Below are 26,435 nucleotides of genomic sequence, written 5' to 3'. Positions count from 1 at the left end.
TTGGAGATGAACGATGTTGATAGAAGATAGAACTCCCCTGCCGCGCCGGCTGGCTCAACGACTGCGCTCCCGGATCCGAAAGGTGTTGAAGCTGATGCTCGCGGCCGCCTTGCTTGTCTTGCCTACAGGCTGCTGGAGCAAATATGAGCTGACGGAAAGAGCGTTCGTCATGGGTGTGGCGCTCGACCTTCGTGACGACGGCAAGCTGGATATGCTGACGCAAGTCTATCGGCCTTCGTCGTCGGAAATCGGCAAGTCGACGTCCACGATCGTAGGCTCCAGCGTTAACATCAAGACGTCGGACGATACCGTTATGGAGGCGATCCGCGACATTCCGATCCACTTGGGAAGGAAGGCTCAGTGGAGCCATATGCGCGTCATTATCGTAGGGGAGAAGCTTGCCAGAAGCCTTAATCTGATCCAGACGCTGGATCTGTTCTATCGCGACCATGAGCCGCGGAACAGCGTCTCCCTCATGATCGCGAAGGGAAAGGCTGCACATCTGTTCGAGAAAACGCCGCTTATCGAACAGACGAGTTCGCAGCAATTTTTAAGGACGAGCGAATCGTCGCACCGCAACGCCGCGAAGACGCTGGATACGACCTTGCTGGATCTGATCCGCCGAATGAAGAGCGTGCAGAAGGACATGGCCGTCGCTTACGTTTACGAAGAGGGCAAAACCTCGCAATTTTTTTCCGCCGCAGGTCTCGCCTTGCTTCAAGACGGCATGATGAAGGACGTACTCCCCGCAAGCAAAGTGGAGGGGTTCCTGATGTTAAGCGGCGATTACAAATCAGGCGCCGTCGAAATCCATTGCCCCGGCTCCAAGACAGAGCTCGAGACGGCGGAGGTCCTCTCGCTCCATTCCAGCATAAAACCCGTGGTGAAAGGAGATGATGTCCGTCTAGTTCTTCGCATCGAAGGCGATATTACAATCAATGAATTGAAATGCTCGAAAATTAGCACAGCCGAGGAAGAAGCCATATTTGTACGCGCCATTGAGGAACGGATCAAGGAGCAGGCAGGGGGCGCCCTTTCCTTTCTGCAGAAGCGGCAAATCGATGCGATCGGCTTGGGCAATCGCGTCTACAGGACCCATCCGCAAGCCTGGTCTCGCATGAAAGCCGATTGGGGCACCCGCTTCGCCGCTATGCCATCCGACATTTACGTGAGAATGCGGCTGGTTTCAGGCGGCACAATTCGGAGCAAAACCATGTCTTGACCATGTCAAGAAAGTCGAAGTCGGGGGAGGGGAAACGAGGATGTGGGAAAAATGCCTTGTAATCGCGATTGCATTTGGCGGCGTACTTCTATTCGACGGCTTTGCGCTTAGGGGAAAGCTGACCGCGCGCGACAAGCTCGTCTACGGATCAATCGTCCTCATCACGCTTTATGGAGCAATCGACTTCGCCATAAACCAGGATTGGCCGGATTATCTGGATCTCGCTAACATTCCGTTCGGCAAAGCAGCGAAAACCATGGAGCAGCTGCTACAGACCGATTGGGAGCGCTAGTCAGAACTGCATGGAGCTAATCAGGAGGAAGGGAGGAAGGGAAGATCGCCATGGACAAGGAACAGATCAGCCATATTCAGCTGGGCGTGCTTTTCTTCGTATTTATGACCGGTTCCTCCATTATCAACGTCCCGGGCCCGCTCATCGGCAAGGCAGGCAACGGCGCCTGGATCTCGCTCATCCTGTCCGGCGCAGCCGGCTTTGCCGTGCTGGCCATGCTGTTGTATTTGGCCAAGAGGTTTCCGGATCTGACCTATGTGGATTATAGCCGCAAGCTGATCGGCAGTGTGCCCGCTACGGTGCTGGGTCTACTGTCGCTTACCTTCATGCTTCAGATGCTGTCGGCTATGGTCATGGATGTCGCCCTCTTTATGGTGAGCTCCATGCTGAGGGAGACGCCGATCTATATCTTCACCTCCCTGACCTTGCTTATCGCGGCGCTTACCGCCAGGGCAGGCATCGAAGTGATGGCACGCATGTTTATGTTCATTGTGATCATCACCGCCCTCTTCCTGCTCTCAACGCTCTTGCTCTCCATTCCGGAGTACATGCCTCAGCATCTGCTTCCGATTCTCCCAAAGGGATTCAAGCCCGTGCTGCACGGCGCTTACTTCTCCTTCGGCTTCCCATTCGCAGAAGTGTTCGTGTTCGGCATGCTGATCCCTTTCGTGGCTCCCAAGAACAGGGGGCGTATACCCGCTACTTTATCCATCGCGTTAATCTTCAACCTGTTTACCTTATCGGCGGCAACGGTTGGCGGAATTATGGCGTTCGGTCCCTTTGCAGGCGAGATTCCATACGTCCTCTACTCGATGGCTCGGCTCGTGGAATTCCAGGAAATCATTCAGCGTATCGAATCCATCATCGGCATGTCGCTCATCCTGGGCTCCTATATGAAAACGACGATTACACTCTACGCCATCTCCCTGTTTGTAGGACGCCTCTTCAGACTCCAGGACAGCTCCGTCATCGTTATGCCGCTGGCCCTGCTCAGCTTCATAACGGGCATGGTCACGTACGACGGCCCATCCGGCTGGGGAGCCATCGTCACCTCCGTTCACCCTATCTGGGCCGCTGCGGTATGCATCATTCCGCTGATGCTGCTGACAATTATGGCGGCTGTTCGGAAGAAGGCGGGGTAAAGTCGGGGCCCGGATTCCCCGAAGACCGCCGAATCTTACCAGCAACCTCATAAAGGTTGATCGTCTCGTAACCTACCGAACCTACCGCATATCGCTCAGTACCCATGGCCCTTTTACGACAAACTGCGGCTCCCCGATGTAGAAGGTGATTTCCTTCTGGCCAGGCTTCACGGTCAGCCATTCTGTGATGGCGCCCGTCGCCCCGTTTAGTTCGGAAGAGTACGACATCGCGCTTTGGCCTCTCTTCCCGTACAGACGATAATGTTGCAGCGTTCTCGGTTGTTCCGGATCAAAATGAGTATCCACTTCGACGCGCACGTTCTCGGCATCAACGCGCTCTATGCGCCTAAAATCGATCGTGAATCCCGAGATTTGGCTTGCTACATTAATTTCTTTCGCGCCTTCCGTCGGTACCGGCAGGGTCACTTTAACCGCCTTCGCATCGGGGTCGATAACTCGAATAGCGGGAATAACCACCTGATAATACTTTGATCCTATAGGGTCATCAAATAGCAGCTCTCCCGGCTTGATGAAACCTTTTTCCTCTTTTAACTCCAGCTCACGCCCTTGATCATCCGTTAGCTTGAGCTGCAAGCCTTCTGCAATTGAACTTATGCCGTATGAATCCACTCTCTGGCGGCCAGACAATTGCGTAAGCAGATTTATTTTATTAGTTCCCCCATCTAGCGGAGTCACGATACCAGTAACGGTTATACCGTTCTTGCTGTCACTTGAGCCAAATCCCGCCAACTCTTCAGCGGTAGCCGCCTTCGACAACGGAATCGAGCCGATGAGTATACTTCCGAACCGAATACTAACGATTCCGAGCCCGTTGTCCGGGATGTTTCCTTCATAGTAGTATGTGGCCTGCCATGGACCGTTGCCCCCCCATGCTGCGCTGCCTTGTTTAAATACGAACTCCCCTTGCTCCGTCACCAGCACGAGGTTTTTCACCTCCGTAGCGGCAACATGATTTCCGCCTAGGGAAATTTGCGAAATGGATGGCTCGATGAGCACGCCCTCCACCGTAATTCTGCCATATTCCCCGATCGAGTCTATCGGTTTAGGCAGCACGTACGCGATGTGCTCCAAATCTTCGCTTGGCTGCACGAAGCCGAAGCCCGGGATGAACTGCAGCACTTTCTGCATTTCGGCTAGCGCCCCGGGCGAAAGGGAAATAAAAGCCGTACCCAGAATCATAATTGCGCAGACGGCAGCAATCCATTTCCGTCGTACTGGATTTCTGCGTGACTTTGCTTCTGTTAAGCGTTTCTCGCCAACCATCTCCATACCCAATTGACTAAAAGTACGTTTCCGGATTCGCTCCCATGCGGCAGCATCTGCTGCCTCCTCCTGGCATAGCTCAATCTCTCCTACTTCGTCCAGCTCCTGATGATCCATCCACGCGAATATTTCTTTTTCGTCCTTCTGAGTCATTTCCTTATTCCGCCCTCCTATCGCCAAGCTTAGCTTTAAACCATTTCCGAAGCCTGTACAGGCGACTCTCCACCGCTTTCACGGTCAGATTGAGTCCCTGCGAGATTTGTTCAATGGATTCGTAGAAAAAATATCGCCGGTAGAACAAGCTCTTATCCGGTTCAGGTAGAGCATTGACCAGTGCAAGCAGCTCCGCGGATGCTTCTTTGGTTATCACTTTCTCTTCAACGCTCTCCCCAGGAGCAGCAGCATGCCCGTCGAACGACTGCATGACTTGGTGTCTTAACAGTTTCCGCCGAGTATCGAGAGCGGCATATTTGGCTAAAATCAGAAGCCAGGTCCGTAACGTTCCTTTCGTCATATCGTATTCATCAATTCGTTTCCAAGCTGCTAGAAACACGTCGCTGACGCATTCCTCCACATCTTCCGTCCTGCCTGCGCCTGCAAGAACCCGTCTCACAAGACCGTAAACTACATCCCCATATTTTTCCATCAAACTTCCAAGCCCCGATGGCAGACGATGGCGCAAGGCATCTACCAGCTGTTGCTCTTCCCCGCTCATAACCTCTCCCTTTCAAGTCTTGTTAAGCTCCTATATCTATAACTACGTCACCGGATTCCGGAATCCCTCAACCTAAAAAATAAAAGACCGGATAGTAAACTCCGATCCCTTACGTCCCGCCCTTCATCCGTGCCCTCCAGGCCTTCGGCGGCAATCCCGTATATTTTTTGAAGCTTTTGCTGAAATGGAATTCGTCCGCGTAACCGCAACTTTCCGCGATCTCCTTCATCGTGCGGTCTGCGTACAGCAGCTGCTTCTTGGCGTGCTCGGCCCGAAGAACGCTTAGATAGTCCTTCGGACTGCGCCCCAGATGACGCTGAAACAGATTGCGAAGATGCGAATCCGATATGCCGCAGCTTCTCGCCAGCTCGCTGAGTTTAACCTGGCCGGCATAACCTCGGTCGATGGCCTGCTTGGCACGCTCGAACGCATCGGCGGATTGCGCGCTTCCCGTCTGCGCTTCTCTCATCCGGCGCCTAATCGCGCTGATTAGCCGGAACAATGCTCCTTTGGTAATCAACTCGCCATCCGCCTGTCCCGGCACCCAACCCGCCTCTATCTCCCCGAACAGCTTGTCGAATTCATGCGCCGCTTCTCCGTGGGCCTCCAGAAGGAAAGGCAGCGGCAGCGCCTCCTCGACCTTCCGCCAACTTCCGGCGTCTCCTCCGCCTTGCATCGCCGATATCAGCACCATCGTAATTTGCAGGGGATGACGTTCATCCGTCTCCATGGAGAGTTCCATCCCGGGATGCATATACAACAGCATTCCTGCACGTACGACGAATTCGCTTTCTCCCCGGAAAACGCCGCGTCCTTCCCTAATCCAATAGAAAGTATGCGCCGACCGATTCTGCCGAATGTCGCGCCAACCTGGATAAGTCCTTTTGTCCATCACCAAATGGACGTGCAAGTGCAGCTGCCGAAGCAACTCCTCCATGGCTTAACCTCCCGCCGTAATCGACAATGTACTTGCCGATCGTCATTCTTATGATAACGAGCATAATCTCGTGAATCGATTTTGACAAGTATGCGCGCGGTATTACCATGTTTATCTTGGCATCGTCATGATAAAATCAGCGTGATTATGACAAAGGGGAGGGAATCCTAATGACGCTAAGGCCGATCGATTATATGCCATGGATGGCCAAGACGGAAGAAGAACGGCAGACCCAACAAACCTTGCAGGACAATCTGGAAGCACGATTTGAAGGCAAGTTCGGCAGCAACTGCTTTGTGTCTGCGGAATCGTTGTTCTATCCGGATTCATTTCGCATTGGCGATCGCAGTTACATTGCGGGCGGAGCGATCGTACGCAATACGCATCTTATCATGGGAAAAGATTGCTCCATTAACGCTTACGCAGTCGTCTCCGGTCGCATCACGATCGGCGACGGTGTACGGATCGCATCGCATGTCAGCTTGTACGGCTTCAATCATGGTTACGCCTCCACGGAGATCCCGATCTTTCAACAGCCTCATACTTCGCTTGGCATTATGATCGGAGATGATGTATGGATTGGCGCTGGCGCAGTTATCTTGGACGGCGTACGGATCGGCTCTCATGTCATCGTGGCCGCGGGAGCCATCGTTACCAAGGATGTCCCCGACTACGCCATTGTCGGCGGCAACCCTGCCAAAGTTCTTCGCAGCAGGCTGGGAGGAGACAGCCCTGTTGCCTCGACGTCGGACGCAAACGATCGCGGCAAAGGAAGAGACGCGCTTGCGACACGCCTTAACAAATTCGGCGCCGGCGTTGCCGGACAACTCCCGGATCTGCTTCAATACTACGAAGAAACGGATGATGGCGAACGGTATTTCCGGGACCGTCCAGGCTATAAACGAACCGTTCGCGCCTATTGCGACGCAGTAGAAATAGCCGCGATGTTCGGCGATCTGCCTCCCGGCTGGTCGCGAGAAGAGCTGATCGCGAAGCTTGGCGGCTTCCAGGACGCGGAATCGGGACTTCTGCCGGATCCATGGTCGCCCCCTGACGCAGAGACGTACGATCCCGCTCTGCTCACGGATCACCTCTCCCGCTACCATCTGCTCGCCGTCGGATACGCGCTGGAGGTGCTGGGCTCGGCGCTTCCGCATGCCGTCCAAGCCGTAGAGAGGATGGATACGCCGGCGTTGTACGGGAAGCTGGAATCCCTGCCATGGACGAACAACGCTTGGGGCTGCGGCGATTGGATCGATTGTTACGCGACGGGGCTGTACCATAACCTTAAGCATTTCGGCTCCTCCAAGCGGCCCGACGACTTGTTCGGCTGGCTGCACACACATGCGAATCGCCTGACGGGATTATGGGGCGAACCGACGGAAGCCGATGGGTGGCTGCAGCCCGTCAACGGCTTCTACCGTCTGACCCGCGCCACGTATGCGCAGTTCGGCATGCCGCTCCCTTATCCGGAAACGGCCATCGACACCGTACTCGCCCATAGCCGCAACATGAAGTTTTTCCGCGAGGACCGGCTTAACGCCTGCAACGTGTTGGACGTCATCCATCCTCTGTGGCTGTGCATGAGACAGACCGATTATCGCCGCGACGAAATCGTCGCCTGGGCGGAGCGCCACATCGAGATCGTCCTGCGCGGCTGGGTGCCGAACCGCGGCTTCGCTTTCGTCCTGAGCGAACGCGAGTCCACGGGCTTGCAAGGGACGGAGATGTGGCTCAGCATCCTCTACTTGCTCGCCGACGCATGCGGCCTCAGCTCTACGCTCGGCTACGAACCGAAGGGCGTGCATCGGCTGGAGCCGGCTTGGCGGTTGTAAAAATGAAACAAGGCGAAATGGCAACGGTCCTTTGGCCGGGAGGCGCGTTTCGTCCCGAAAAAATCGGCTTAATGCTCCAAGCGGAGTTACTTTCGGCGCTGTAGCCCGAAAAAATCGGGTTAATGCTCCAAGCGGAGTTACTTTCGGCGCTGTAGCCCGAAAAAATCGGGTTACAGCTCCAAGTGGAGTTACTTTCGGCGCTGTAGCCCGAAAAAATCGGGTTACAGCTCCAAGTGGAGTTACTTTCGGCGCTGTAGCCCGAAAAAAGAGACTGTCGATTAAATAACCCTCAGACTATCCCGCATCGTGTTTTTTGTATTTTTTTACTTCTAGCCCCTTGTGGCGTCCAAATCCGGGCATATCATGCCCGTTTTTTGTTCCTTTTGCTCCCCTTAACCGGAAAATGCCCGTAGCTGACCAGAGCCACGCTTTCGCTGAAAACTCAGCGTAAGCGAACCCTGCGCATGTTTAACGATTTGCTTCAGATTCGTCACCGCGGCCACAATTTTTGTGTCTATACGTCGCTTCTCCCGGGAACGTAATCGCGTTCTGCCCAGCCCGTTGTGGTTTTTCATCTCATTACATTTCCGTTCAATGTTCGCACGCTTCTGTAGTAAAGTCTTGCCTTCATCGGTCGCATTAAAGACTTCTGCTTGCTTGAATTCCGCATAGTAATCACTGATGAAAATGGTTCTTCCGGTCTTTTTGCTCGTCGTGCATTCCGTTCTAACCGGGCAGTTCTTGCATTGCGATTTGGCGAAGATATATTGCTTGCCAAGCTCCCCCCGCATGTCGTGAGCCTGAGTGGTTACTTGACCTTGGGGGCAGGTGACCGATTCTGTTTCGAGATCGTAGTGGAATAAGTCGCTGGACATGAGTCCTTTCGCGTTGACGCCAACCGATTTTAGTGGTGCTACAAGTTGCATGCCTTCTTTCGTTAACGCCTTACGGTGCGCGCCGTATCCGTACGCAGAATCGCCCAAGACATACTCAGGCTTGGCGTTATGCTCTTTCATCACAGCGCTCACGAGTTCCTGCAGACGTTCGCCATCCGGCTCATTGCCTGCAATCGGTTCCGCATTGAGCACGATGCCATTGGTTTCTGATATGACCACCTGTACCTTGTCACCGAAGAATTGTACGGTTTTACTTTTGGCACCATTTCGCTTTTCCGGATCGACTGCGCTGCCAATACGGTCTTTGAGCCGTTTTTTACGCTCTATTTTTTTGTAGGGTACATGGGGATCATTCGGGTCTTCCGGGTACGCATTCTCCATTAAAATCTGGAACAGAATGGCCTGGTGCTCCAACGAAACCAGTCGTCGTTCCGGATAAGACCATGTCCAGAATAAGTCGCGAATCGAATCCTTTTCAAACCAGTGCAGCAGTTCGTACGCCATTAGAACCAATTGGCTGAAAGCAACGGCGAGATCCTCAGGCGTCGCATGGGGAGGAAGCTTGGCGGTCAACGGACGCAAGTCAAGCCCGGTAAGTGCGCGGTCAAACAATTGCCGGTACGCACGTTTCAAATGATTGAGCACCCGGACAAAGGCATGTTTGATTAGACGATAGGATGAGCGGTAAACGGCATTCCCTTGCGTTACGAAGGAATCGACAATCCAAATGTCCTTGTTGTCGCCCCACAACCCCTTTTGTTTGGCTTGTGCGAGAATGTGGTGATGACAAGCGTCAAACAATGCCGAACCCAGCCGGTCGCGGTCAAGGCCGATCGTACTGTGGTCGAACCCCATAAAACTGACCGGAACGCCCAAAAACCGCTTAATGAAGAGATCGCCAATGACGCGCTCCTCCATCTCGCGATCCGAAAGGTTGTAATATCGCTGGACAACGTGCAGCTTAAACTTTATGGATGGTGCATAGGGTTTTGGACCGCGCGACGAGTAGAGATGAGCACAAATGCGATCCGCGAAGCTAAAATCCACGAGTTCATCGACCTTACTCCAGATCGGATGCTCGGGCAACACGGAGTAAACCTCGATATCCGCAAATGAAAGCTGCTCAAACTGTTTGAACGCGACTGCCATTGTCATTCTCTCCCCTCAATATAAATCTATTATACCACGATATAGGGAGTTATTTAGAGATAATTGAAGAAAACGGGTGGTTTTAATGGATATTTAGGGATTTTTATTTGTGCATGTTCTAGAATTAATCGACAGTCTCAAAAATCGGGTTACAGCTCCAAGTGGAGTTACTTTCGGCGCTGTAGCCCGAAAAAATCGGGTTACCGCCCCGGGGCAACACTTCGTTTCCTAAAACATAAAAAAAGCCCCTCAACTCTCTCGAAACCGAAACCGAGTGAGGAGCGGGGCTTGTCATTTATTTTACTAACCTTCCAAAAAGAACTGAATCGTCCGATCCGACGAACCCGGCAAACCTTCATGACCGAAGTCCGGATAGATGGCGAGCTGCTTCTTGGCCGTGATTTTGTTGTACATCGCAAACTGCGTGGACGGCGGGCAGATCGTATCCATCAGGCCGACGTACATGAGCACCTCGCCTTGAATGCGGTTCGCAAGGAACTGCAGGTCGATGTAGCCCAGCTTCTCGAAAATTTCGTCCTCGCGCTCATGCAGCGGGTCAAAATGGCGGAAGTACGTGCGCAGCTCGGCATAAGCGTCCTTCGCCAGATCCATCTCCCATACGCGCTTGTAATCGCACAAGAAAGGAAACACCGGCGCCAGCTTCTTAACACGCGGCTCCAGCGCAGCGCATGAGATCGTCAAGGCTCCGCCCTGCGATCCGCCCATCGCGTAAACTCGCTCAGGATCCACCTCCGGCAGCTCAATGGCGATGCCGGCGAGCTGTGCCGTATCCAGAAAGATCTGACGGAACAGCAGATTGTCCGGGTGATCGTCAAGTCCCCGAATGATATGGCCGTGATGCGTATTGCCTTTTACGCCGCCGGCATCCTCGGAGGAACCGCCTTGTCCGCGGCAGTCCATCGCCAGCACGGAGAAGCCCAGCGACGCATAGGCGAGCTTATCGCTCCAGTCCCCGGCATGCCCCGTGTAACCATGGAACATGACGATTGCCGGATGCGGCTCCTGCACGTTTTTGGGACGAACGTATTTCGCATGAATGCGCGCGCCCTTGACGCCCGTAAAATAAAGATCGAAGCAGTCCGCCTGCGGCGTCTGGAATGTGCTCGGCACCAGTTCCACGTTTGCGTCAACGGCGCGAAGCTCCTCCAGCGCGCGATCCCAATAAGCGTCGAAGTCCGCGGGACGCGGGTTCCTCCCTTGGTATTCTTTCAACTGGTCTAGCGGCATGTCTACTTGCGGCATCTCTCAATTTCCCCCTCGAATAAGTGCAATGATTGGCATAAGCCATATAGTAGGCTTCAGCTCGAATAAACCCATAATACTCCTTTTTGACAGCGATTCCAACAAAAAAAAGAACGTCCAAAAAGGACGCTCTCCTTCTACCGCTAACGTTGAATAACCGGGCCTTCCGATTGCAATTCGGAGGTTGGCCCTTGTCCGCCGTTGATGACGGGCCAGTCATTAAGCCAGTCGATTCGGTCAAGCATCATGGCTCGTCCCGATACATCGGGATGGATCAGATCATAGGCATGGTAAAGCATCCAATCCTGCCCTGCATCATCCTGAATCACCGCATTATGCCCCGGCGCCAGAAACTGATTATTCATTTCGAGAATCGGATTTCCGTCATAAATCTCGAACGGACCGACCGGCGATTCGGATCTTGCAACCATGACTGCATAATGTGCGTTGTGGCCGCTATCCTGACAGCAGTAATCGCCGGAGTAAAACATATAATAATAATTAGCTCGTTTGATTACCCAAGGCGCCTCGACCAGCTTGTCATAGCCGTCGCGCACATCAAACTGCCCAGCCCATATCGCTTCCGTCTTCTCGCCGACAACGCTCATTCCGTCGGCAGATAGCTCCTGCGCATATATAGGCATGCCGTTGGAACCCCAGTACATGTAGCGCTTGCCGTCTTCGTCATCGTACACGAACGGATCAATCGTATCGAAGCTGATTCCCGCGAGCACCGGTTCTCCCTTATCCTTATAGGGTCCTTCCGGATGATCCGCCACCGCAACGCCGATCCCCATACCGGTGGATTCATCGTCGTCATTAAGCATCGTCGAATAGTATACATAATACTTCCCGTCATAATAGGTGATATGGGGCGCCCAAAAATAATTGTAAACGGTCCAATCCGGCACGTTCTCCACCTTGAAGACGGTCCCTCTCTCCTCCCAGTGAACCATATCCTTCGATCTCAAAATCGGAAGAGGAGTAAACGTTCCGTTACGAGTCGTTTGGGTAGTAACAGCATAATAATACCCATCGTCAGCCTTCAACACGGTTGGATCCGGCGCGTCGGACCGATAAACCGGATTGGTATACGGAACAGGCTCGCCCGGATCCTCTCGGGCTTGTATCCATACCAAGACCGCTCCGACTGCTGCAGCGCACAGAATCAATAGGAACCCGATCCAGACCCGACGACTTGCCTTAAAAACTCTGCCCATTTACTCGTCACCCGAGGCTACCGGAAGATCCGTATCTAGCGAAGCCGGAACCCCGAAGTCCGGTTCTCCCTCCTCGGACCAACCGAATTTCTGGATATGCGTGCCCCGTTTTTCGCTCCCCCCGCCGGATTCCGGAATGGCGTGATACACGATCCAATCCTCTGTCCCGTCAGGGGAAACCGTAAAGCTGTTGTGTCCGGGCCCGAATATGCCGTTCTTGACGGATTTGCGGAATACCGGCGTTTCGCTCTTGGACCAGGAAGACGGATTCAAGAGATCGCTGTGTTCGGGTGCGCTCAGCATTCCGAGCGCATAATCATCCGACCAGCAGGTGCTGGCCGAATAGATCAAAAACACTTTGCCGAACCGCTTCAGAAAGCAAGGACCTTCGTTGATCGCCATACCGCCTTGCTGCTCCCACTCGTACTCCGGCTTTGTCAGCAGCACGTTCTCGCCTTTTAACGTCCACGGATTCTCCATTTCGGCCGCATAGATCGCCGAACCGTATGCCGGGTAATGACCGTATCCCGCATACATAAATATCAGCTTTCCTTGGTGCTCCAGCACGCTGCCATCCAGACCGGCGAATTCGGTGTTGACCGCGCCTCTCTCGATCCATTGCCCGTCTAGCGGGTCATCGTTATCGTTCTCGAGCACATAGATTCTGCGAGTATCGTCGCCGCCGCCGTCATTCGCGGTAAAGTAGATATACCACTTTCCCTTTAAATAATGGATCTCCGGCGCCCATAAATTTTTGCTGTTCATTCCGGAGGCCGGCGGCAGCCATACCACTTTGCGCTCTCCTTCCGCAATGCGGCTCATGGAACGGGATTTAAACACTTCCAGACGATTCCCTGCGGTCACCATGAAGTAATAATGTCCGTCCGTGTGCCTGTACATCCACGGATCTGCTCCGTTAGCCAAAATCGGGTTCCTAAATGTAGTCTCTCTTGCCGTTTCCATGCTTTATCTCCTCCCTATCCCTTCAGCCCGGTCATAGTGATGCCCTCAACGAAATAGCGTTGGGCAAAGAAAAATAGAATCACCGTCGGGATAAGCGCCAGAACGGATCCGGCCATAATTAAAGTCCAATTCGAAACGTAATAACCCTGGAACGATGCCAGAACTAGCTGCAGCGTAAATTTCTCCGGGCTGTTGATATAAATGAGCGGTCCTAGAAAATCGTTGTAGCCGCCCAGGAATCCGAATATGCCTTGCGCGGCGAGCGCCGGCTTGGACAGCGGCAGCATAATCCGAACGAATACGCCGAACGGATTCAGGCCGTCGATCTTCGCCGCATCCTCCAGCTCGGACGGAATGGTTCGAAAATATTGACGCAAAAAGAATACGCATGCCGCCGATCCGAACAGGCCGGGTATCATTAGCGGCTTCCAGCTATCCAGCCATCCGATGGTCTTAAACAAGATGAAGGTTGGAATCATCGTTACCACGCCGGGAATCATCATCGTCGTAAGCAGCGCAACGAACAGAAACTCTCGGCCCGGGAATCGAAGCTTGGCGAATGCGTAAGCGGCCAACGCGCTGGTAAGCAGCCCGACGAACATCGGCGGCAAAATGATAATAAGGGTGTTCATCAGACCGCCGAACAAAGGGGCTTCCGTCAATACGGTTACATAATTGCTCCACTCGATCGGCTCGGGAATCCAGCGAATCGGATATTCGAAAACTTTGCCTTCGAGCTTGAGCGATGTGGAGAACATCCAGAGAAAGGGCAGAAGCATAAAGACCGTGCCGACAATCAGAAAGACATACGCCGATAATCTCCCGAGCTTGTTTTCTTTATTATTCATAGTGCACCCACCTCCGGGACAGCCAGAAGTTGATCAAGGTGATGATCATGATCAGAATTCCGAGTATCCATGCCATAGCGGAAGCGTAACCCATATCCATGTAACGGAACGCATTCTGGAACAAATAATACACAATGGTCATTGTCGAATATTCCGGACCGCCTTCGGTCATGATCATAAACCGGACAAAATCCTGCAGAGCCGCGATAACGGCCGTGATCAAAATAAACAAAGTGGTTGGCGATATTCCGGGAATGGTCACATAACGGAATTTCTTCCAGCTCCCGGCACCGTCGATCTCGGCCGCTTCATACAACGTTGTGGGCACGCCCTGCAACGCCGCCAAATACAAGATCATATGAAATCCAAGACCGGCCCACACGCCTTGAATAATCATGGAAGGCATGGCCCAACGAACATCGTTGAGCCACGCGGGTCCAGATACGTTGATCAAGCCAAGCAAGTAATTAAGCAGGCCATAATCCGCATTAAAGATCCACTTCCAGAGCAATGTCAGCGCGACAACAGAGCATATCGTGGGCAAGAAAAATACCATTCGAAAAAACTTGATTCCGACTATCCTTTGATTCAGGGCAATCGCGATCGCAAGCGCAGCCGCCATTCCGATCGGAATGCCGATCGCGGCATATAACGTATTCACTAGCGATTTCCAGAATAACGGGTCTTCCAGCAAAAGCCTTGCGTAGTTGTCCGCACCGTTAAACGTCGGCGGATTAAACGCATCGTATTTCGTAAAACTCACATAAACCGAATACCCGATCGGAATAAATGCGAACAGCATAAATCCCAGGATAGGAGCAGCGACGAACGAATATCCCCATAGATACTCTTTGTTGAATTTTCGCTTAGCCTTGCGGCTCGGTTGAACGGGTCGATTCTCGGAGACCTCCGTCATAATCAACTACGTCCCCTCCTTTCCATCATTCGAACAATTTCGGGTTTCCTTCTTTAATCAATTTATCAATTTCCGGCTTCAACTCGTTCATAAGAGCCTCGGCCGTTTTTCTTCCATCCCATACTTGAGCCAGGTTTTGATTCAGCGTATCCCACCATTTGGCATTCGGAAGGTTCGTCCATGGACCTGGTTTTTGAACCTCTGCCGCTTTGACGAATACTTCCGCATGCTCAGGCTTCTGTCCCGGCTGCAAGAACACATCGCTGTTCGCCATCGACTTGAAGCTCGGAATGGCAAAGCCCATCTCGGATTGCAGCTTTTGCCCTTCCGGACCGCCCAGATACTCCACCAATTTGAAAGCCGCATCCGCATTAGCCGTTTTGCTATAGATGCCTAACCCGACTGAACCGCTATGACCATCCCATTGGCCGTTTGTCGGATTTGGCGCAACATCCCAATCAAAGTCCAGCTTCCGATAAGTCGGCACCATCCAGCGGCCTTGCTGCATCATCGCCAGCTTGCCGGTCTCGAACATTTGACCGTCGTTCATCGCTTGCAGCGCTCTGGTGTCAGGCGAAACGCCATGCTTGTTCCGCAGATCCGCAGCGAATTGCAGCGCGTCGGTTGCAGCCTTCTCGTGCATCATAAACTCTTTGCGGTCGTCGCTTAGGATCTTGCCGCCGTTGCCCCAGATCCAGCCTTCCCACCAAGCCGGTCCCATGCCGTATTGCTCCGGCTTGCCGTCGCCGGTCTCGTCTTTGGTAAGCAATTTGGCCGTCTCGAGCAGCTCATCGAACGTCATTGGATTTTCCGCACTGGGATAAGGAACGCCAGCGGCGTCAAACAATTCCTTATTGTAATACAAGACAATGGGGCCGATATCTTTAGGCAAAGCATACAACTCGCCTTCCCCTGTCTTTTTGCCGTCATACTTGTAACGCTTGAGGCCCGATTCCCACATATCCCCGATATCGATATTGCTGGATTCGACGTAATTATCGATCGGCATCAACAAGCCCGCGCTTACCCATCTGCCGAAGTCGCCATCCGGTACATACAATACGTCAGGAGCGGTTCCGCCAGCCAGCATGGTGTTCATTTTGCCAACGTAATCGGCTGGCATGTGCATATATTCCACATCGATCGTAGGGTTTTTGGTTTCAAAGTCCTTGATCAGCTGATCGAATACCTGCTTCTCGGACGGATCTCCCCAGCCGGCAAATTTAACTTTCACCTTATCGCCTGTATTCGCTGCTCCGTCGTTGTCGACCGCAGCGTTATTGTTGTCTGTACCCTGATTGACATTTTTGCTGGCGTTGGGCTCTTTCGTGCCTGCGCAGCCGACTGCGGCAGTTGCCAACACGATAAGGGATACCGTCGTACATATTGCTTTTTTTGCTTTCATTTGCTCTCCCCCTCTTTGTCCATTCGATTATTGTTTTGCATCTTTAGTTTATCAACTTCCGATTATGAACGGTTCATGGAAACGCTTCCGATTGCGATCCAAAAAAAACAAAAAACCGCCGTTTCCGACGGTCGTTTTCGTATTTGTTCGTTCAATTCGAGCCAGCCTCTCCACTCTTTCTCCACTCCAACGGAGTTTTCCCGAAATGTTTGACGAATAGTTCATGAAAGCGGCTGGATGAAGTGAAACCAACTTCGGAGGAGATCCATTCAATGGGCTTGTGCGTATGCTGGAGCAGTCTCTTGGCTTCATTTAACCGTAGACTGATAATATATTGTTTCGGCGATATACCGACCATTTCTGTGAATTTCTTGCGGAAAATGCTTTCGGACAAAAAATAATGCGCAGCCAAGTCCGATATTTTCAGTCCCGTTTGGTAGGAAGAATGAATCACTTTTAAAGCATCTTGTAGGATCTGATTATCGCTGCCTTGCTCGATTCGGGAAGCCTTCATCGCTTCCGACGCATTTGAATGATAACTGAGAAGCAGCGATTCAAACGCGTTTCGCATTAGATCGTAACATAATTCGCTTTGCTCTCGTCTGGACCATTCCTCTTCTAATTGTTTCAAAGCCAATTCCGCTTTATCCAACTGCCATCCGTTCAACCGGGAAACAAGAATATGATCCGGGTTTTGTTGAAAAGCATTTCCAACCAGATATTGGCAATACGAAGGGACTTCCTGTTTGAAAAAGTGGACGGATATCCCCTTCCACGCTTTCAAGCACACGAATCCATGAAACAGATTAGCCGGGATGAGAATCAAGTCGCCTCTTGCAACAAGGATGTTATGACCTTGCGTCATGTAACTGCCTTCTCCGTCCAAGATGAGAGTTAGCTCGTCTGATTCGTGGGAATGCGAACGATACAGCCCTTCACCCTCCAGGGCCTGGAATACATGAGGTGCAAAATGTTCTATTTGTTCTACGAAGGCACGCCCCATATACGATCCCCGACTTTCATTATTAGATGCTAATTCTATTGTAGTGGAAGCTGAAAGCGTTGACAACAGGAGGCTCGTGCTACATTATCATTCGCTTTCGACCTAGTATAGAACTTCCTCTCTCTGGAAAATAGCGAATATAAAATACCAAATCGTAAAAATAGAACCTCGCAGATAGAGCCTACCGACCGATACAATAAAAGTGCCGGGAACTCGGACAAGCTTAAGGGCCGCTTCCGCTCCCCATGATGATACCGACCTGCTCTTCTGCGATAGACGCGGTTTGGATGCCCCTATTCCCTGCCAACCTTTATGGAAGAGGATGGTGAGATTTATGTACGCTTTAAGGAAAAGACGGCTTTCCCTTCTGCTTGCGATGTCCCTGTTATTTATGTGCGTCGCATCCGTCGTATCCCCTCCCCCGCAAGCGCTAGCATCAGGCTCTGGCGGCATCGAGCGGGTGTACACCGACAAAGCCCGCTATAATCCGGGCGACACAGTCTCGATCAGCGTGCAGGCAAAAAACGGCACCGGCTCAAGCTGGAGCGGCGCCGCCCGACTGGAAATTTTTCATTTGGAGAACTCGGTGTACACCTCTTCCCAATCCTTATCGTTAACAAACGGGCAATCGACGACGCTGACCTTCACTTGGACGGCCCCATCCACGGACTTTAGGGGCTACTTCGTCCGGATCGATGCCGGAACTCTGGGCCAAGGAGCAACGGCGATCGACGTCTCCAGCGACTTCACGAAATATCCGCGATACGGGTATATTAGCGAATTCGAGTCCGGCGAGACGGCATTGGAGAGCAAGGCCAAGGTGGATCAGCTTGCGCAGGATTACCACATTAACGCCTGGCAGTTCTACGACTGGATGTGGCGGCACGACAAAATGATCAAGCGCACCGGCGGCAGCATCGATTCCACCTGGCTGGACCTGTTCAACCGCGAAATTTCCTGGTCTACCCTTCAGAATCAGATCGACGCGGTGCATGACGTAAACGGCCAGGCGATGGCTTACGCCATGATCTACGCCTCCCGTGAAAACTATTCGCCTCTCGGCATCAGTCCGACCTGGGGCATCTACGAGGACTCCTCCCATTCGAACCAGTTCGACGTAGACTTCGGAGACGGCAGCACGTACCTCTATATGTTCGACCCGCAAAATCCCAATTGGCAAAATTATATCCATGCCGAATATATCGATGCCATCAACACCGCCGGCTTCGACGGCATCCACGTGGACCAGATGGGCCAGCGCAGCAACGTGTACGATTACAACGGCAACTCCATCGATCTCTCCACACGCTTCTCGCCGTTCCTGGACCAGGCCAAAAGCGTACTTACCGCCAACAACCCTGCCCGCGACACGTTGACATACAATATCGTCGACGGCACGGTAAACGGATGGGCGGTAAACGATGTAAGCCAAAACGCCGACCTCGACTTCCTGTACAGCGAAATCTGGTACCTCTCGGACAGCTACAATCAGCTTAAAAACTATATCGAGCAGCTGCGCGCGAACGGCGGCAACAAAGCGGTCGTGCTGGCAGCCTACATGAACTATGCCGACAATGCCGGCACGCGTTACGAAGCGGAGAGCGCGTCGCTTACGAACGTCGCGACGAATACGAATCATGCCGGGTACACGGGGAGCGGGTTTGTCGACCAGTTCGCAAGCAACGGCGATAAGGTTTCCTTTGCGATCAACGCTCCCGAGGCAGGAGATTATTCGCTCGTATTCCGTTACGGCAACAACACCGGAGCCAATTCGACGCTTAATCTGTACGTGGACGGAAACTTCGTGCAGAAGCTGTATTTCTTCAACCAGAGCAGTTGGGGGACATGGAAGCACGACGCCTGGTACCAGGTGCCGCTGACGCAAGGAGCCCACACCGTGGAGCTGCGGTACGAATCCGGCAACGTCGGCGCGGTCAACCTCGACAGCTTGACGCTTGGCACGTTCGACGAACATTCCGTACGCCTGGCGGATGCCATGATGTCGGCAAGCGGCGCGACGCATATCGAGCTTGGCGACGACAACCAGATGCTGCCGCACGAATATTATCCGAATCGAAGCAAGACGATGCGAAGCTCGCTCAAAAACGCGATGAAGGATCATTACAACTTCATCACGGCTTACGAGAACCTGCTGTTCGACCCGGACGTCGTCCCTAACGACACCGGCTCGCAATTCGTGAATCTGACGGGCGTCAGCGCAAGCGGCGACGGATCGGCCAACACGGTCTGGTATATCAATAAAAGGACGTCGGATTACAACATCGTTCACCTCATTAATCTGCTCGGCAATGATAACCAATGGCGCAATACGGCGTCGCAGCCAAGCTTCCAGACCAATCTTCCGGCTAAAATCTACATCGGCGCGGACGAAATGATTACGGACGTCTATCTCGCCTCGCCTGACCTGAGCGACGGGGAGACGCAGGAATTGACCTTCACTTCGGGCACGGATGCCGGCGGCAAATACGTTTCCTTTACGGTGCCGGAGCTGAAGTATTGGAACATGATCTACATGAAACGTTCTTTCAGCGTGCCGGCTAACGATATCTACGAGGCGGAGACGGCGATCAAATCGAACGTCTCGACGAACACGAATCATGCCGGCTATACGGGCAGCGGCTTCGTCGACGGATTCTCTTCTACAAATGACGGCGTCTCCTTCGTCGTGAAGTCGACGGCCTCCGACGATTACGCGCTGCGCTTCCGCTATGCCAACGGCGGCTCCGACGCAACCCGGGACGTGTACGTCGACGGCAAGCTCGCAGCCACCGTTTCGTTTAAGAGCACGGGCTCCTGGAGCACATGGGGCTACGGCGAGATCACCGCGCGTCTGGAGCCCGGCCACCACACCATTGTTCTATGGCAGACGAGCGGCAACGCCGGGGCAATCAACCTCGATCATCTGGATCTCGACAAGACGTACATTTGGCAGTTCGACCGTCAAATTGTCAGCGTACCTGCCGGATACCGCATTACCTTCCGAACGGGATTGCCGGGCTGGGTGCACTGGGGCGTGAACGGCTGGACGGGCGTGACCGATACGCCGCTCCGGAGCAACGGCTCCTTGGACGGCAATCTGGATCATGAGACGTCCATCGGACCGTTCGCCACGGGCACCGCGGTCGACGTTACGTTCCTGTGGGACGACAACAACAACGGCGTCCTGGAACCAAGCACGGACAGATGGGAAGGGACGGACTTCGGGATCAATGTGAGCTAGCGTGCAGTTGGCAGGCACGCGGATGCAAGGCGAAACGGCTACGCCGTCCTTAGGCGGCGCGGCGCGTTTCGTTCCGAGAATTATAGGCCAAGTATGGAAAAAACTTAACTTTCCTATAATTTGAGAAATCCTCTACCCTCGGCCTTTCGAAGATGAACGACCGCGTTTAAAGGAGGGATTTATCGCCAATAAGAAAGCAGGGTATGGATTCTCGGCTCGCGCAGCCGGTCCATACCCTGCTTTTTATTTTTGAGTTTCTCTCCTGCGATCTTCGATTAGTTCCTGCGACAGAACCCGGTCACCGATCTCGTACTTCGCCATTTGCTCCTGCACGTATTGAATAGCTTGCTTGCGGGTGAGCAACACAAGTTCGGAAGGGATGACGACTCGTCCTCCCTCTCCAAACTTGACAGGGAATTGCTTCAAGATGGCACCTCCAAACGATACTGTCAATTTAATTTATTTTGTCATGCTGATTATCTCATGTCACAGCAATTAGCACAATCCAGCTTATCCCTTTACGCTGCCCTCCGACAGGTTCGGGTTGACGAATTGTTTCTGAAAGATAACGAAGATCGCGATAATCGGCATCAAAGCCATCATGGAAGCCGCGAAAAACAAGCCGTAGTAGGTCGCGTATTGGCCCCGGAATAGCTGCAGCGCGATGGGCAATGTGCGTTGGGCCTCCGTTTTGATCAGCGTTAAGGCCAGAATAAACTCGTCCCAGGTACCGGAGAAAGCAAAGATTCCCAGTGTCCCGATAGCCGGAAGCGACAGCGGAATATAGATCGCGCGGAAGATCGTCCAACGATTGCCGCCGTCGATGACGATGGATTCCTCCAGCTCCGTCGGGATCCGCTCAAAAAATCCCCTCAGGAAAAACGTGCTGCCCACCACGCCGGTGCTAATGTAGACCAGAATCAGACCGGAGTAGGTATCCACGAGCCCCAGCGACTTAATAATGGTGAACTGCGGAATGATGTTCAGGATGGCCGGGACGAACATGGAGAACAGGAACAGCTTGAACAGGAACTCTTTACCGGGAAACGGAAATCTCGCGAAGGCATAGGCAGTCGTGCATGCCAGTGAAAGCGACAAGATCATCGTAGCCGAAGAAACGAACAGGCTGTTGACGAAATAGCTGGAGAAGTTGTTTTTATTCCATGCCTCCACGTAGTTAACCAGCGTTTTTTCGCTGTTAAGCAGCTTTTGCGGGCTCGGCAGGCTAAAGTTGTCCGTCGTGATCGACGTTAAAATCATATAGACGAACGGCCCGATCACGAAACCGATGCCAAGGATCAGCACGATATGGGCTAGCCAGGACGCCATTCGCTTGGCGCGGCTTGATCGATGCCGCTTCGAATTCGTTCCTGTGCCAGGTTTTGCGGGTACGGCAGTATTCATACGAGGTCTCCTTTCTTGCTATGCGCAAACGACGGCTGTCCGCCCTAATATTCGATCCGCTCCTTGCCGAACGTCCGCTGGTTGCCGTACGTAATGACGAAGATGAGCAGTCCCAGCATGACGCTGATCGCGGCGCCGTAACCGAAGTCGAAATATTCGAAAGCGTGCTTGAACATATACGTGTTGACCAAATGCGTGGAATCCAGCGGACCGCCCTTGGTAATGAGAAACACCTGGATAAACGCCTGAAACGCGCCGATGATGAGGTTAATGACGACGTAAGCGGTCATCGTGCGCATGAGCGGAAGCGTAATATGAATGAAAGCCGTCGGCCCTCTCGCCCCATCAATCTGCGCCGCCTCGTAGAGCGATTTCGGAATGGATTGCAGCGCGGCAAGATACATAATCATGACCCAGCCAACGCCCTTCCATATGCTGAGCAGCCAGATGACGATATTTGCGCTCCATGTATTCTGCAGCCAGGCGACCGGGTCTTTCGTGACTCGTAGCACGTCCGTAAGCAAATAGTTGACGATGCCGCTGCTGCCGTCGCTAAATAGAAATTGGAACAAGTAGCTGACGACGATCCACGAGCTGATAACGGGCAAATAATACACGAGCCGGAAAAATACCTTGAAACGAATGAATTGCAAGTTGATGATCATCGCCGCCAAAATGCCGAGCACCCATTGGCCGGGCACCGTCACGATGGCGAACAGCACCGTATTGCGGAACGCGACCCAGACATTAGGGTCGTTAAATAACTTTTTATAGTTGTCGAAGCCAAGAAATACGCTTTGCTCCGGCTTGATGACCTTGTATTCGAAGAAGCTGATGTGTATGCCCTTTACGAGCGGATACAAGACGAACACGCATGTCATGATGAAACCTAGCGCCAGAAACGGCGCGACCTGCATATATTGTTTGAGCCCTCTGCTCACTTTGTTCATGTTTAGTTACCTCCTAACGGCAGGCCTACTTCCAAGGCGAGACGAATGTTCGCGATCTAATGGCAGCGATTATTGCGTGGAAAACCCGATCGAATCCTCCCGATATCAAAAGGGGCGGCCAGCACAGGCCGGCCGCCGCCATCCTTCCGGGCCCGGAGGGCCTTATTTTTTGAGGAGCGCGTCGATTTCTGCCGCCGCCTTATCCAATGCGTCCTTCGCGGACGCTTCCTTGCGAATCGCGGTTTCGAAAGCCTTGCCGAACACGTCGCTGATCTGATTCCAGTTCGCGCTTGGCGTGCGTGCCAGTGCCGTATCCATCTCGGCAACGTAAGCCCCGAGATAGTACACGCTCTTTAACTCTTCGGCATTCGCCGCGGCCACGTTCGTCGGGATAGCCCCCGTCTTCACGGCCATGAGCGTTTGAATCTCCTCCGTCAGCATGAACTGCGTAAACGTCCAGGCTGCATCAGGCTGCTTGGCGCCTTCGAAGATAACCATGTTCTGACCGCCGATGACGGAATGGCTTGCGCCGTCCGGACCGTTCGGCATTTTGGCCGGGATCATGTTGTCCTTGACCGCATCGCCCAGAATGCTGAAGAACCATGGGCCTTCGTTAATCATCATATAACTGGCCGGCTTGCCTTCCTCGCCGCGCAGCCCTTCCCAAGTGCCCGGTTGACCGCCAAGGATCGGAGGAGCCAGCAGCCCTTCGTCGTTCCAGCCGATGATCGTCTCGAGAGCCTTCACGCTGGCGTCGCTGTTAAGATGTCCCGTCGCCGTCGTGTAGTTGTCGTCCGTAATGCGGCCGCCCAGCGACCAGAACCACGGCGGCATGTTCCAGGCGTCCGGACCGCCGATCGTAATGCCGAATTTGCCCTTTGCCTTTAAGTTGCGCGCCAGTTCCACCAGCTCGTCGATTGTAGCCGGCGGGGCCGAAGCTCCCGCTTCCGTGAGCAGCTCCTTGTTATAGATCGCGATCTTCGTATTCGTATCGAGCGGCACGCCGTAGTAGCTGCCGTCATAATAGTTCGTGGACATCGGCCCCTTAAAGGAATCCGCCACGACCTGATCGAAGCCCGGGAAGCCGTCTACCTTCTGCAGCACGCCTTCCTTCGCCATTCTCGGAATCCACGTATTGTCCATCCGCATAACGTCCGGCACCGCTCCGCCCGCGGCAGCCGTAATGACCTGCTGATCCAGGTTCTCAGTAGGCATGCGCGTCGACTTTACGGTAATATGCGGGAACTTCTCGTTAAACTTCGGCATCACTTCATCGAGCAGCACTTTCTCTTCGCCCTCGCCGAATGCGTGCCAGAATTCGATTGTGACGGGATCCGCCGGCTTTTCCGTTGGTTTCGCCGTTTCCTCCGCCGCCGGTTTGCTCGGCTGACTTGTTGCCGCCCCGTTCCCTCCGTTGTTACCGTTATTGCCGCCGCTGCATGCGGTCAGCACCATCATTGCCGCGAGCCCTGCCGCCATCGGCTTGGCAGCCGACTTGATGTTCAGTTTCATCTCTTGATCCCCTCCATCGATGTGTGAGTACGCTTTCATTATAGGGCTGCGGGCTGGGGTCCTCCGATTGACTAACTACTTCTTTTGGTGCTTTTTATTCATCTTTTTTACGCTCATGCAGGATTTTCCAGTAAAAAGGTGCGTTTTTCTCCGATTATCGGAACATAAGATACTGCTCGCCGCTGCGATAGTCCGCCGCCTGATGTGACTTCGCCATATGCAGCGCCATGCGCCGGCTTCGAAGCATGATAGCGGACTTTTCCGCTATAATTCCGGCCAACCACTGACTTCGGTACATTAAAGCCGATTTCTCCGCTATAATTCCCGCCAGCAGATGCAGATGTGTATGAAAAAGCGAGTACAATGAGGCGTGAACGGGCGCGGGCGAGCAGATGTGTATGAAAAAGCGAGTACAATAGGGCGTGGATGGGCGGGGGCGAGCAGATGTGTATGAAAAAGCGAGTACAATGGGGCGTGAACGGGTGGGGGCGAGCAAATGTGTATGAAAAAGCGAGTACAATGGGGCGTGGATGGGCGGGGGCGAGCTAATGTGTATGAAAAAGCGAGTACAACAGGACGCGGACGGGTGGGGGCGGGCAGATGTGTATGAAAAAGCGAGTACAATGGGGCACGAACGGGCGCGGGCGAGCTAATGTGTATGAAAAAGCGAGTACAATAGGACGCGGACGGGTGCAACTAGTGCTAGTGCTGATGTGTATAAAAAAAATACACAATCATCGCTGAAGCTCTCCCACTTCACAGCATTATAGTAGATTTCTCCACCATATTTCCCGCCGACCACCAGCTTCGGCACATTATTGCGGATTTCTCCGCTATAATCTTTGCCGACCGCTCTTCCCCTGGCAACAACTAAAAAAGCCGCGTCTCAGGCGGCAAGTTGTCCCCGCTTGAAAACGCGGCTTGAGGCCCCGGACATACAGAGGCGCAAGCATGGTTTGTTTTTCTGTTATAAGTTACTGGTTGTCCGCAGGGTACGTGAGTCCCCATTGCTTGCGCATCCGGTCCATCGTGCCCATGATGGAGATCGTCTCGTCAAGCGGCATGACTTCGCTCTCCGTCCTGCCGGAGCGCAAAGCTTCCATGGCGGCTTCGGCTTCATGCTTGTAGCCGCTGTACGTGCGATCATCCTGGAAATGCACGGGTTCCTCTCCGCGGACGTGAAGGCTTGCCGACTTGCCGAAGAGAAAGCTTGGGATGTGGATGTAACCCTTCGTTCCGTAGAGGCACGCTTCGTTCGTCAGTTGCAGACGTACCGCGCCGTTCAGCACGGCCGTACGGCCTCCTTCATATTCGAACAACGCCGAAAACTTCTCGTCTACGCCCGTCTCGCCGATCACCGCGCTGCTATGGATCGCGCTCGGCTGCTCGCCGAATACAAAAGAGGCAAAGGAAACGGGATAGATGCCTGCATCCAGCAGCGCGCCGCCGCCGATCTCCTTGTTCAGCAGCCTGCCCCCCGGATTCCACCCCGCGTCGAAGCCGAAGTCTGCTTTCAGCAGCTGGACCTCGCCGATCAATCCTTGCTCCAGCCACTCGCGCACTTGCACGATCGGAGGCAGGAAGCGCGTCCACATCGCTTCCATGACGAACAGACCTTTGTCGCGTCCCGCGCGTACGATTTCTTCCGCTTCCGCGGCATTCATCGTGAACGGCTTTTCGCACAGCACCGCTTTGCCTGCTTCCAGGCAAGCCAGTACCTGCTCCTTGTGCAGCGGGTGAATCGTGCCGACGTAAACAATCTCGACGTCCGCGTCGTTAAAAAACTCCTCATAGCTGCCGTAGGCGCGCTCGAAGCCATGTTTCTCGGCAAACGCCTGCGCCTTGTCGAGCGACCTCGCGGCTACCGCCGTCAGCTCGGCTCCCTCCGCCAGCTTCAAGTCGTTCGCAAACTTCGACGAGATGCCGCCGCAGCCCAGAATGCCCCATTTGACCGGTTTCGTGCTCATATGTTGTTGCTCCTCTCTCATCGCTATGGGATTGGTACTGCTTTCCATTCTACCATTGTTGGCTCCGGGATGGAAAAGCTAGTTTTGCAGAGCGACGGGTTGGCCGAACCAAGCAGCTCTTCTCAGCGGCAACAGAAGACGATTTCCGCAGCGCTAGCCGCACTGACGCCCCAAACTCAAACTCCCACGAACCAATCGTCCAGGCGCCCCAACTGTCCCGATCGAATCAAATGCCCCTGGTCAACCCTCCCCGCAACCGCTCCTCGCGCGC

22 protein-coding genes are annotated in these 26,435 nt (G+C 53.5%); 5 read left to right on the top strand and 17 right to left on the bottom strand.

Translation table 11 applies throughout. The features are described from left to right. The first annotated feature begins 13 nt into the window (after window positions 1-13). Genes KJW29_RS32500 through KJW29_RS32490 form a run of 3 tightly spaced genes read left to right on the top strand, consistent with a single transcriptional unit; the run spans window position 14 to window position 2,656 of the window. Window positions 14-1,222, top strand: a complete 1,209-nt coding sequence (locus KJW29_RS32500; protein WP_214627716.1) for a Ger(x)C family spore germination protein — start codon at window positions 14-16, stop codon at window positions 1,220-1,222. A gap of 40 nt (window positions 1,223-1,262) precedes the next feature. Beyond that, window positions 1,263-1,514 carry a hypothetical protein gene (locus tag KJW29_RS32495; protein ID WP_214627715.1) on the top strand — a complete coding sequence of 84 codons (252 nt, stop codon included), beginning with the start codon at window positions 1,263-1,265 and terminating at the stop codon, window positions 1,512-1,514. A 50-nt stretch (window positions 1,515-1,564) separates the two neighbouring features. Beyond that, entirely contained in the window at window positions 1,565-2,656 is a 1,092-nt protein-coding gene (locus KJW29_RS32490; RefSeq protein ID WP_214627714.1) for a GerAB/ArcD/ProY family transporter, read from the top strand. A gap of 81 nt (window positions 2,657-2,737) precedes the next feature. Here KJW29_RS32490 and KJW29_RS32485 read toward each other — a convergent pair whose 3' ends face one another. From KJW29_RS32485 to KJW29_RS32475, 3 genes are all read right to left on the bottom strand, one after another. Then, a complete protein-coding gene (locus tag KJW29_RS32485; protein ID WP_214627713.1) occupies window positions 2,738-4,093 on the bottom strand; it encodes a hypothetical protein in 1,356 nt (451 codons plus the stop codon). 4 nt (window positions 4,094-4,097) lie between these two features. After that, complete coding sequence (locus KJW29_RS32480) at window positions 4,098-4,655, bottom strand: sigma-70 family RNA polymerase sigma factor (RefSeq protein WP_214627712.1); 558 nt, start codon at window positions 4,653-4,655, stop codon at window positions 4,098-4,100. A 109-nt stretch (window positions 4,656-4,764) separates the two neighbouring features. Next, complete coding sequence (locus tag KJW29_RS32475) at window positions 4,765-5,592, bottom strand: helix-turn-helix transcriptional regulator (RefSeq protein WP_214627711.1); 828 nt, start codon at window positions 5,590-5,592, stop codon at window positions 4,765-4,767. Between the two features lie 170 nt (window positions 5,593-5,762). Here KJW29_RS32475 and KJW29_RS32470 point away from each other — a divergent pair, with 170 nt between their 5' ends. Next, complete coding sequence (locus KJW29_RS32470) at window positions 5,763-7,427, top strand: acyltransferase (protein WP_246608472.1); 1,665 nt, start codon at window positions 5,763-5,765, stop codon at window positions 7,425-7,427. A 392-nt stretch (window positions 7,428-7,819) separates the two neighbouring features. On the opposite strand, the gene KJW29_RS32465 is transcribed toward KJW29_RS32470, so the two are convergent. The 8 genes from KJW29_RS32465 to KJW29_RS32430 form a co-directional block, all read right to left on the bottom strand. Next, window positions 7,820-9,472, bottom strand: coding sequence for a transposase (locus tag KJW29_RS32465; protein ID WP_214627264.1), 1,653 nt, complete (start codon window positions 9,470-9,472; stop codon window positions 7,820-7,822). A gap of 303 nt (window positions 9,473-9,775) precedes the next feature. Further along, window positions 9,776-10,735, bottom strand: coding sequence for an alpha/beta fold hydrolase (locus KJW29_RS32460; protein WP_087569125.1), 960 nt, complete (start codon window positions 10,733-10,735; stop codon window positions 9,776-9,778). 143 nt (window positions 10,736-10,878) lie between these two features. Further along, the gene (locus tag KJW29_RS32455) at window positions 10,879-11,955 is read right to left on the bottom strand and encodes a family 43 glycosylhydrolase (protein ID WP_214627710.1); all 1,077 of its coding nucleotides are present in this window, start codon (window positions 11,953-11,955) and stop codon (window positions 10,879-10,881) included. Next, window positions 11,956-12,918: a glycoside hydrolase family 43 protein gene (locus KJW29_RS32450; RefSeq protein ID WP_214627709.1), complete on the bottom strand. Its 963-nt coding sequence runs from the start codon at window positions 12,916-12,918 to the stop codon at window positions 11,956-11,958. Window positions 12,919-12,932: 14 nt separating this feature from the next. Then, window positions 12,933-13,766 (bottom strand): carbohydrate ABC transporter permease, encoded by an 834-nt coding sequence (locus KJW29_RS32445; RefSeq protein ID WP_214627708.1) that lies wholly within the window; start codon window positions 13,764-13,766, stop codon window positions 12,933-12,935. Continuing rightward, complete coding sequence (locus tag KJW29_RS32440; protein WP_214631417.1) at window positions 13,759-14,682, bottom strand: carbohydrate ABC transporter permease; 924 nt, start codon at window positions 14,680-14,682, stop codon at window positions 13,759-13,761. Before KJW29_RS32440 ends, KJW29_RS32445 begins: the two co-directional genes overlap by 8 nt. A 25-nt stretch (window positions 14,683-14,707) precedes the next feature. Next, the gene (locus KJW29_RS32435; protein ID WP_214627707.1) at window positions 14,708-16,087 is read right to left on the bottom strand and encodes an ABC transporter substrate-binding protein; all 1,380 of its coding nucleotides are present in this window, start codon (window positions 16,085-16,087) and stop codon (window positions 14,708-14,710) included. 151 nt (window positions 16,088-16,238) lie between these two features. Next, window positions 16,239-17,090: a helix-turn-helix transcriptional regulator gene (locus KJW29_RS32430; RefSeq protein ID WP_214627706.1), complete on the bottom strand. Its 852-nt coding sequence runs from the start codon at window positions 17,088-17,090 to the stop codon at window positions 16,239-16,241. A gap of 334 nt (window positions 17,091-17,424) precedes the next feature. Here KJW29_RS32430 and KJW29_RS32425 point away from each other — a divergent pair, with 334 nt between their 5' ends. After that, window positions 17,425-20,331, top strand: coding sequence for a glycoside hydrolase family 66 protein (locus KJW29_RS32425; RefSeq protein WP_214627705.1), 2,907 nt, complete (start codon window positions 17,425-17,427; stop codon window positions 20,329-20,331). A 243-nt stretch (window positions 20,332-20,574) separates the two neighbouring features. Here KJW29_RS32425 and KJW29_RS32420 read toward each other — a convergent pair whose 3' ends face one another. The 6 genes from KJW29_RS32420 to KJW29_RS32395 all read right to left on the bottom strand — a co-directional run bounded on the left by KJW29_RS32420 (window position 20,575) and on the right by KJW29_RS32395 (window position 26,164). Then, window positions 20,575-20,757: a hypothetical protein gene (locus tag KJW29_RS32420; protein ID WP_214627704.1), complete on the bottom strand. Its 183-nt coding sequence runs from the start codon at window positions 20,755-20,757 to the stop codon at window positions 20,575-20,577. Between the two features lie 84 nt (window positions 20,758-20,841). After that, window positions 20,842-21,735, bottom strand: coding sequence for a carbohydrate ABC transporter permease (locus KJW29_RS32415; protein ID WP_246608471.1), 894 nt, complete (start codon window positions 21,733-21,735; stop codon window positions 20,842-20,844). 44 nt (window positions 21,736-21,779) lie between these two features. Beyond that, the gene (locus KJW29_RS32410) at window positions 21,780-22,685 is read right to left on the bottom strand and encodes a carbohydrate ABC transporter permease (protein ID WP_246608470.1); all 906 of its coding nucleotides are present in this window, start codon (window positions 22,683-22,685) and stop codon (window positions 21,780-21,782) included. A gap of 162 nt (window positions 22,686-22,847) precedes the next feature. Continuing rightward, window positions 22,848-24,197 carry an extracellular solute-binding protein gene (locus KJW29_RS32405; RefSeq protein WP_214627703.1) on the bottom strand — a complete coding sequence of 450 codons (1,350 nt, stop codon included), beginning with the start codon at window positions 24,195-24,197 and terminating at the stop codon, window positions 22,848-22,850. 154 nt (window positions 24,198-24,351) lie between these two features. Further along, complete coding sequence (locus KJW29_RS32400) at window positions 24,352-24,495, bottom strand: hypothetical protein (protein ID WP_214627702.1); 144 nt, start codon at window positions 24,493-24,495, stop codon at window positions 24,352-24,354. A gap of 676 nt (window positions 24,496-25,171) precedes the next feature. Further along, window positions 25,172-26,164 carry a Gfo/Idh/MocA family protein gene (locus KJW29_RS32395; protein WP_214627701.1) on the bottom strand — a complete coding sequence of 331 codons (993 nt, stop codon included), beginning with the start codon at window positions 26,162-26,164 and terminating at the stop codon, window positions 25,172-25,174. Window positions 26,165-26,435 lie beyond the last annotated feature (271 nt).

The sequence above is a fragment of the Paenibacillus agaridevorans genome (assembly GCF_018604145.1).
Taxonomy (GTDB): domain Bacteria; phylum Bacillota; class Bacilli; order Paenibacillales; family Paenibacillaceae; genus Pristimantibacillus; species Pristimantibacillus agaridevorans.
Note: the sequence above shows the minus strand (reverse complement) of the source record. Positions and strands in the feature narration are given on the sequence as shown.

Coding starts and splice junctions, on each gene's coding strand:
- KJW29_RS32485 (WP_214627713.1), bottom strand. CDS start 4,093: ATGACTCAGAAGGACGAAAAAGAAATATTCGCGTGGATGGATCATCAG.
- KJW29_RS32415 (WP_246608471.1), bottom strand. CDS start 21,735: ATGAATACTGCCGTACCCGCAAAACCTGGCACAGGAACGAATTCGAAG.
- KJW29_RS32425 (WP_214627705.1), top strand. CDS start 17,425: ATGTACGCTTTAAGGAAAAGACGGCTTTCCCTTCTGCTTGCGATGTCC.
- KJW29_RS32410 (WP_246608470.1), bottom strand. CDS start 22,685: ATGAACAAAGTGAGCAGAGGGCTCAAACAATATATGCAGGTCGCGCCG.
- KJW29_RS32490 (WP_214627714.1), top strand. CDS start 1,565: ATGGACAAGGAACAGATCAGCCATATTCAGCTGGGCGTGCTTTTCTTC.
- KJW29_RS32465 (WP_214627264.1), bottom strand. CDS start 9,472: ATGGCAGTCGCGTTCAAACAGTTTGAGCAGCTTTCATTTGCGGATATC.
- KJW29_RS32445 (WP_214627708.1), bottom strand. CDS start 13,766: ATGAATAATAAAGAAAACAAGCTCGGGAGATTATCGGCGTATGTCTTT.
- KJW29_RS32400 (WP_214627702.1), bottom strand. CDS start 24,495: ATGTACCGAAGTCAGTGGTTGGCCGGAATTATAGCGGAAAAGTCCGCT.
- KJW29_RS32450 (WP_214627709.1), bottom strand. CDS start 12,918: ATGGAAACGGCAAGAGAGACTACATTTAGGAACCCGATTTTGGCTAAC.
- KJW29_RS32405 (WP_214627703.1), bottom strand. CDS start 24,197: ATGAAACTGAACATCAAGTCGGCTGCCAAGCCGATGGCGGCAGGGCTC.
- KJW29_RS32500 (WP_214627716.1), top strand. CDS start 14: ATGTTGATAGAAGATAGAACTCCCCTGCCGCGCCGGCTGGCTCAACGA.
- KJW29_RS32440 (WP_214631417.1), bottom strand. CDS start 14,682: ATGACGGAGGTCTCCGAGAATCGACCCGTTCAACCGAGCCGCAAGGCT.
- KJW29_RS32395 (WP_214627701.1), bottom strand. CDS start 26,164: ATGAGCACGAAACCGGTCAAATGGGGCATTCTGGGCTGCGGCGGCATC.
- KJW29_RS32435 (WP_214627707.1), bottom strand. CDS start 16,087: ATGAAAGCAAAAAAAGCAATATGTACGACGGTATCCCTTATCGTGTTG.
- KJW29_RS32495 (WP_214627715.1), top strand. CDS start 1,263: ATGTGGGAAAAATGCCTTGTAATCGCGATTGCATTTGGCGGCGTACTT.
- KJW29_RS32475 (WP_214627711.1), bottom strand. CDS start 5,592: ATGGAGGAGTTGCTTCGGCAGCTGCACTTGCACGTCCATTTGGTGATG.
- KJW29_RS32430 (WP_214627706.1), bottom strand. CDS start 17,090: ATGGGGCGTGCCTTCGTAGAACAAATAGAACATTTTGCACCTCATGTA.
- KJW29_RS32470 (WP_246608472.1), top strand. CDS start 5,763: ATGACGCTAAGGCCGATCGATTATATGCCATGGATGGCCAAGACGGAA.
- KJW29_RS32480 (WP_214627712.1), bottom strand. CDS start 4,655: ATGAGCGGGGAAGAGCAACAGCTGGTAGATGCCTTGCGCCATCGTCTG.
- KJW29_RS32460 (WP_087569125.1), bottom strand. CDS start 10,735: ATGCCGCAAGTAGACATGCCGCTAGACCAGTTGAAAGAATACCAAGGG.
- KJW29_RS32455 (WP_214627710.1), bottom strand. CDS start 11,955: ATGGGCAGAGTTTTTAAGGCAAGTCGTCGGGTCTGGATCGGGTTCCTA.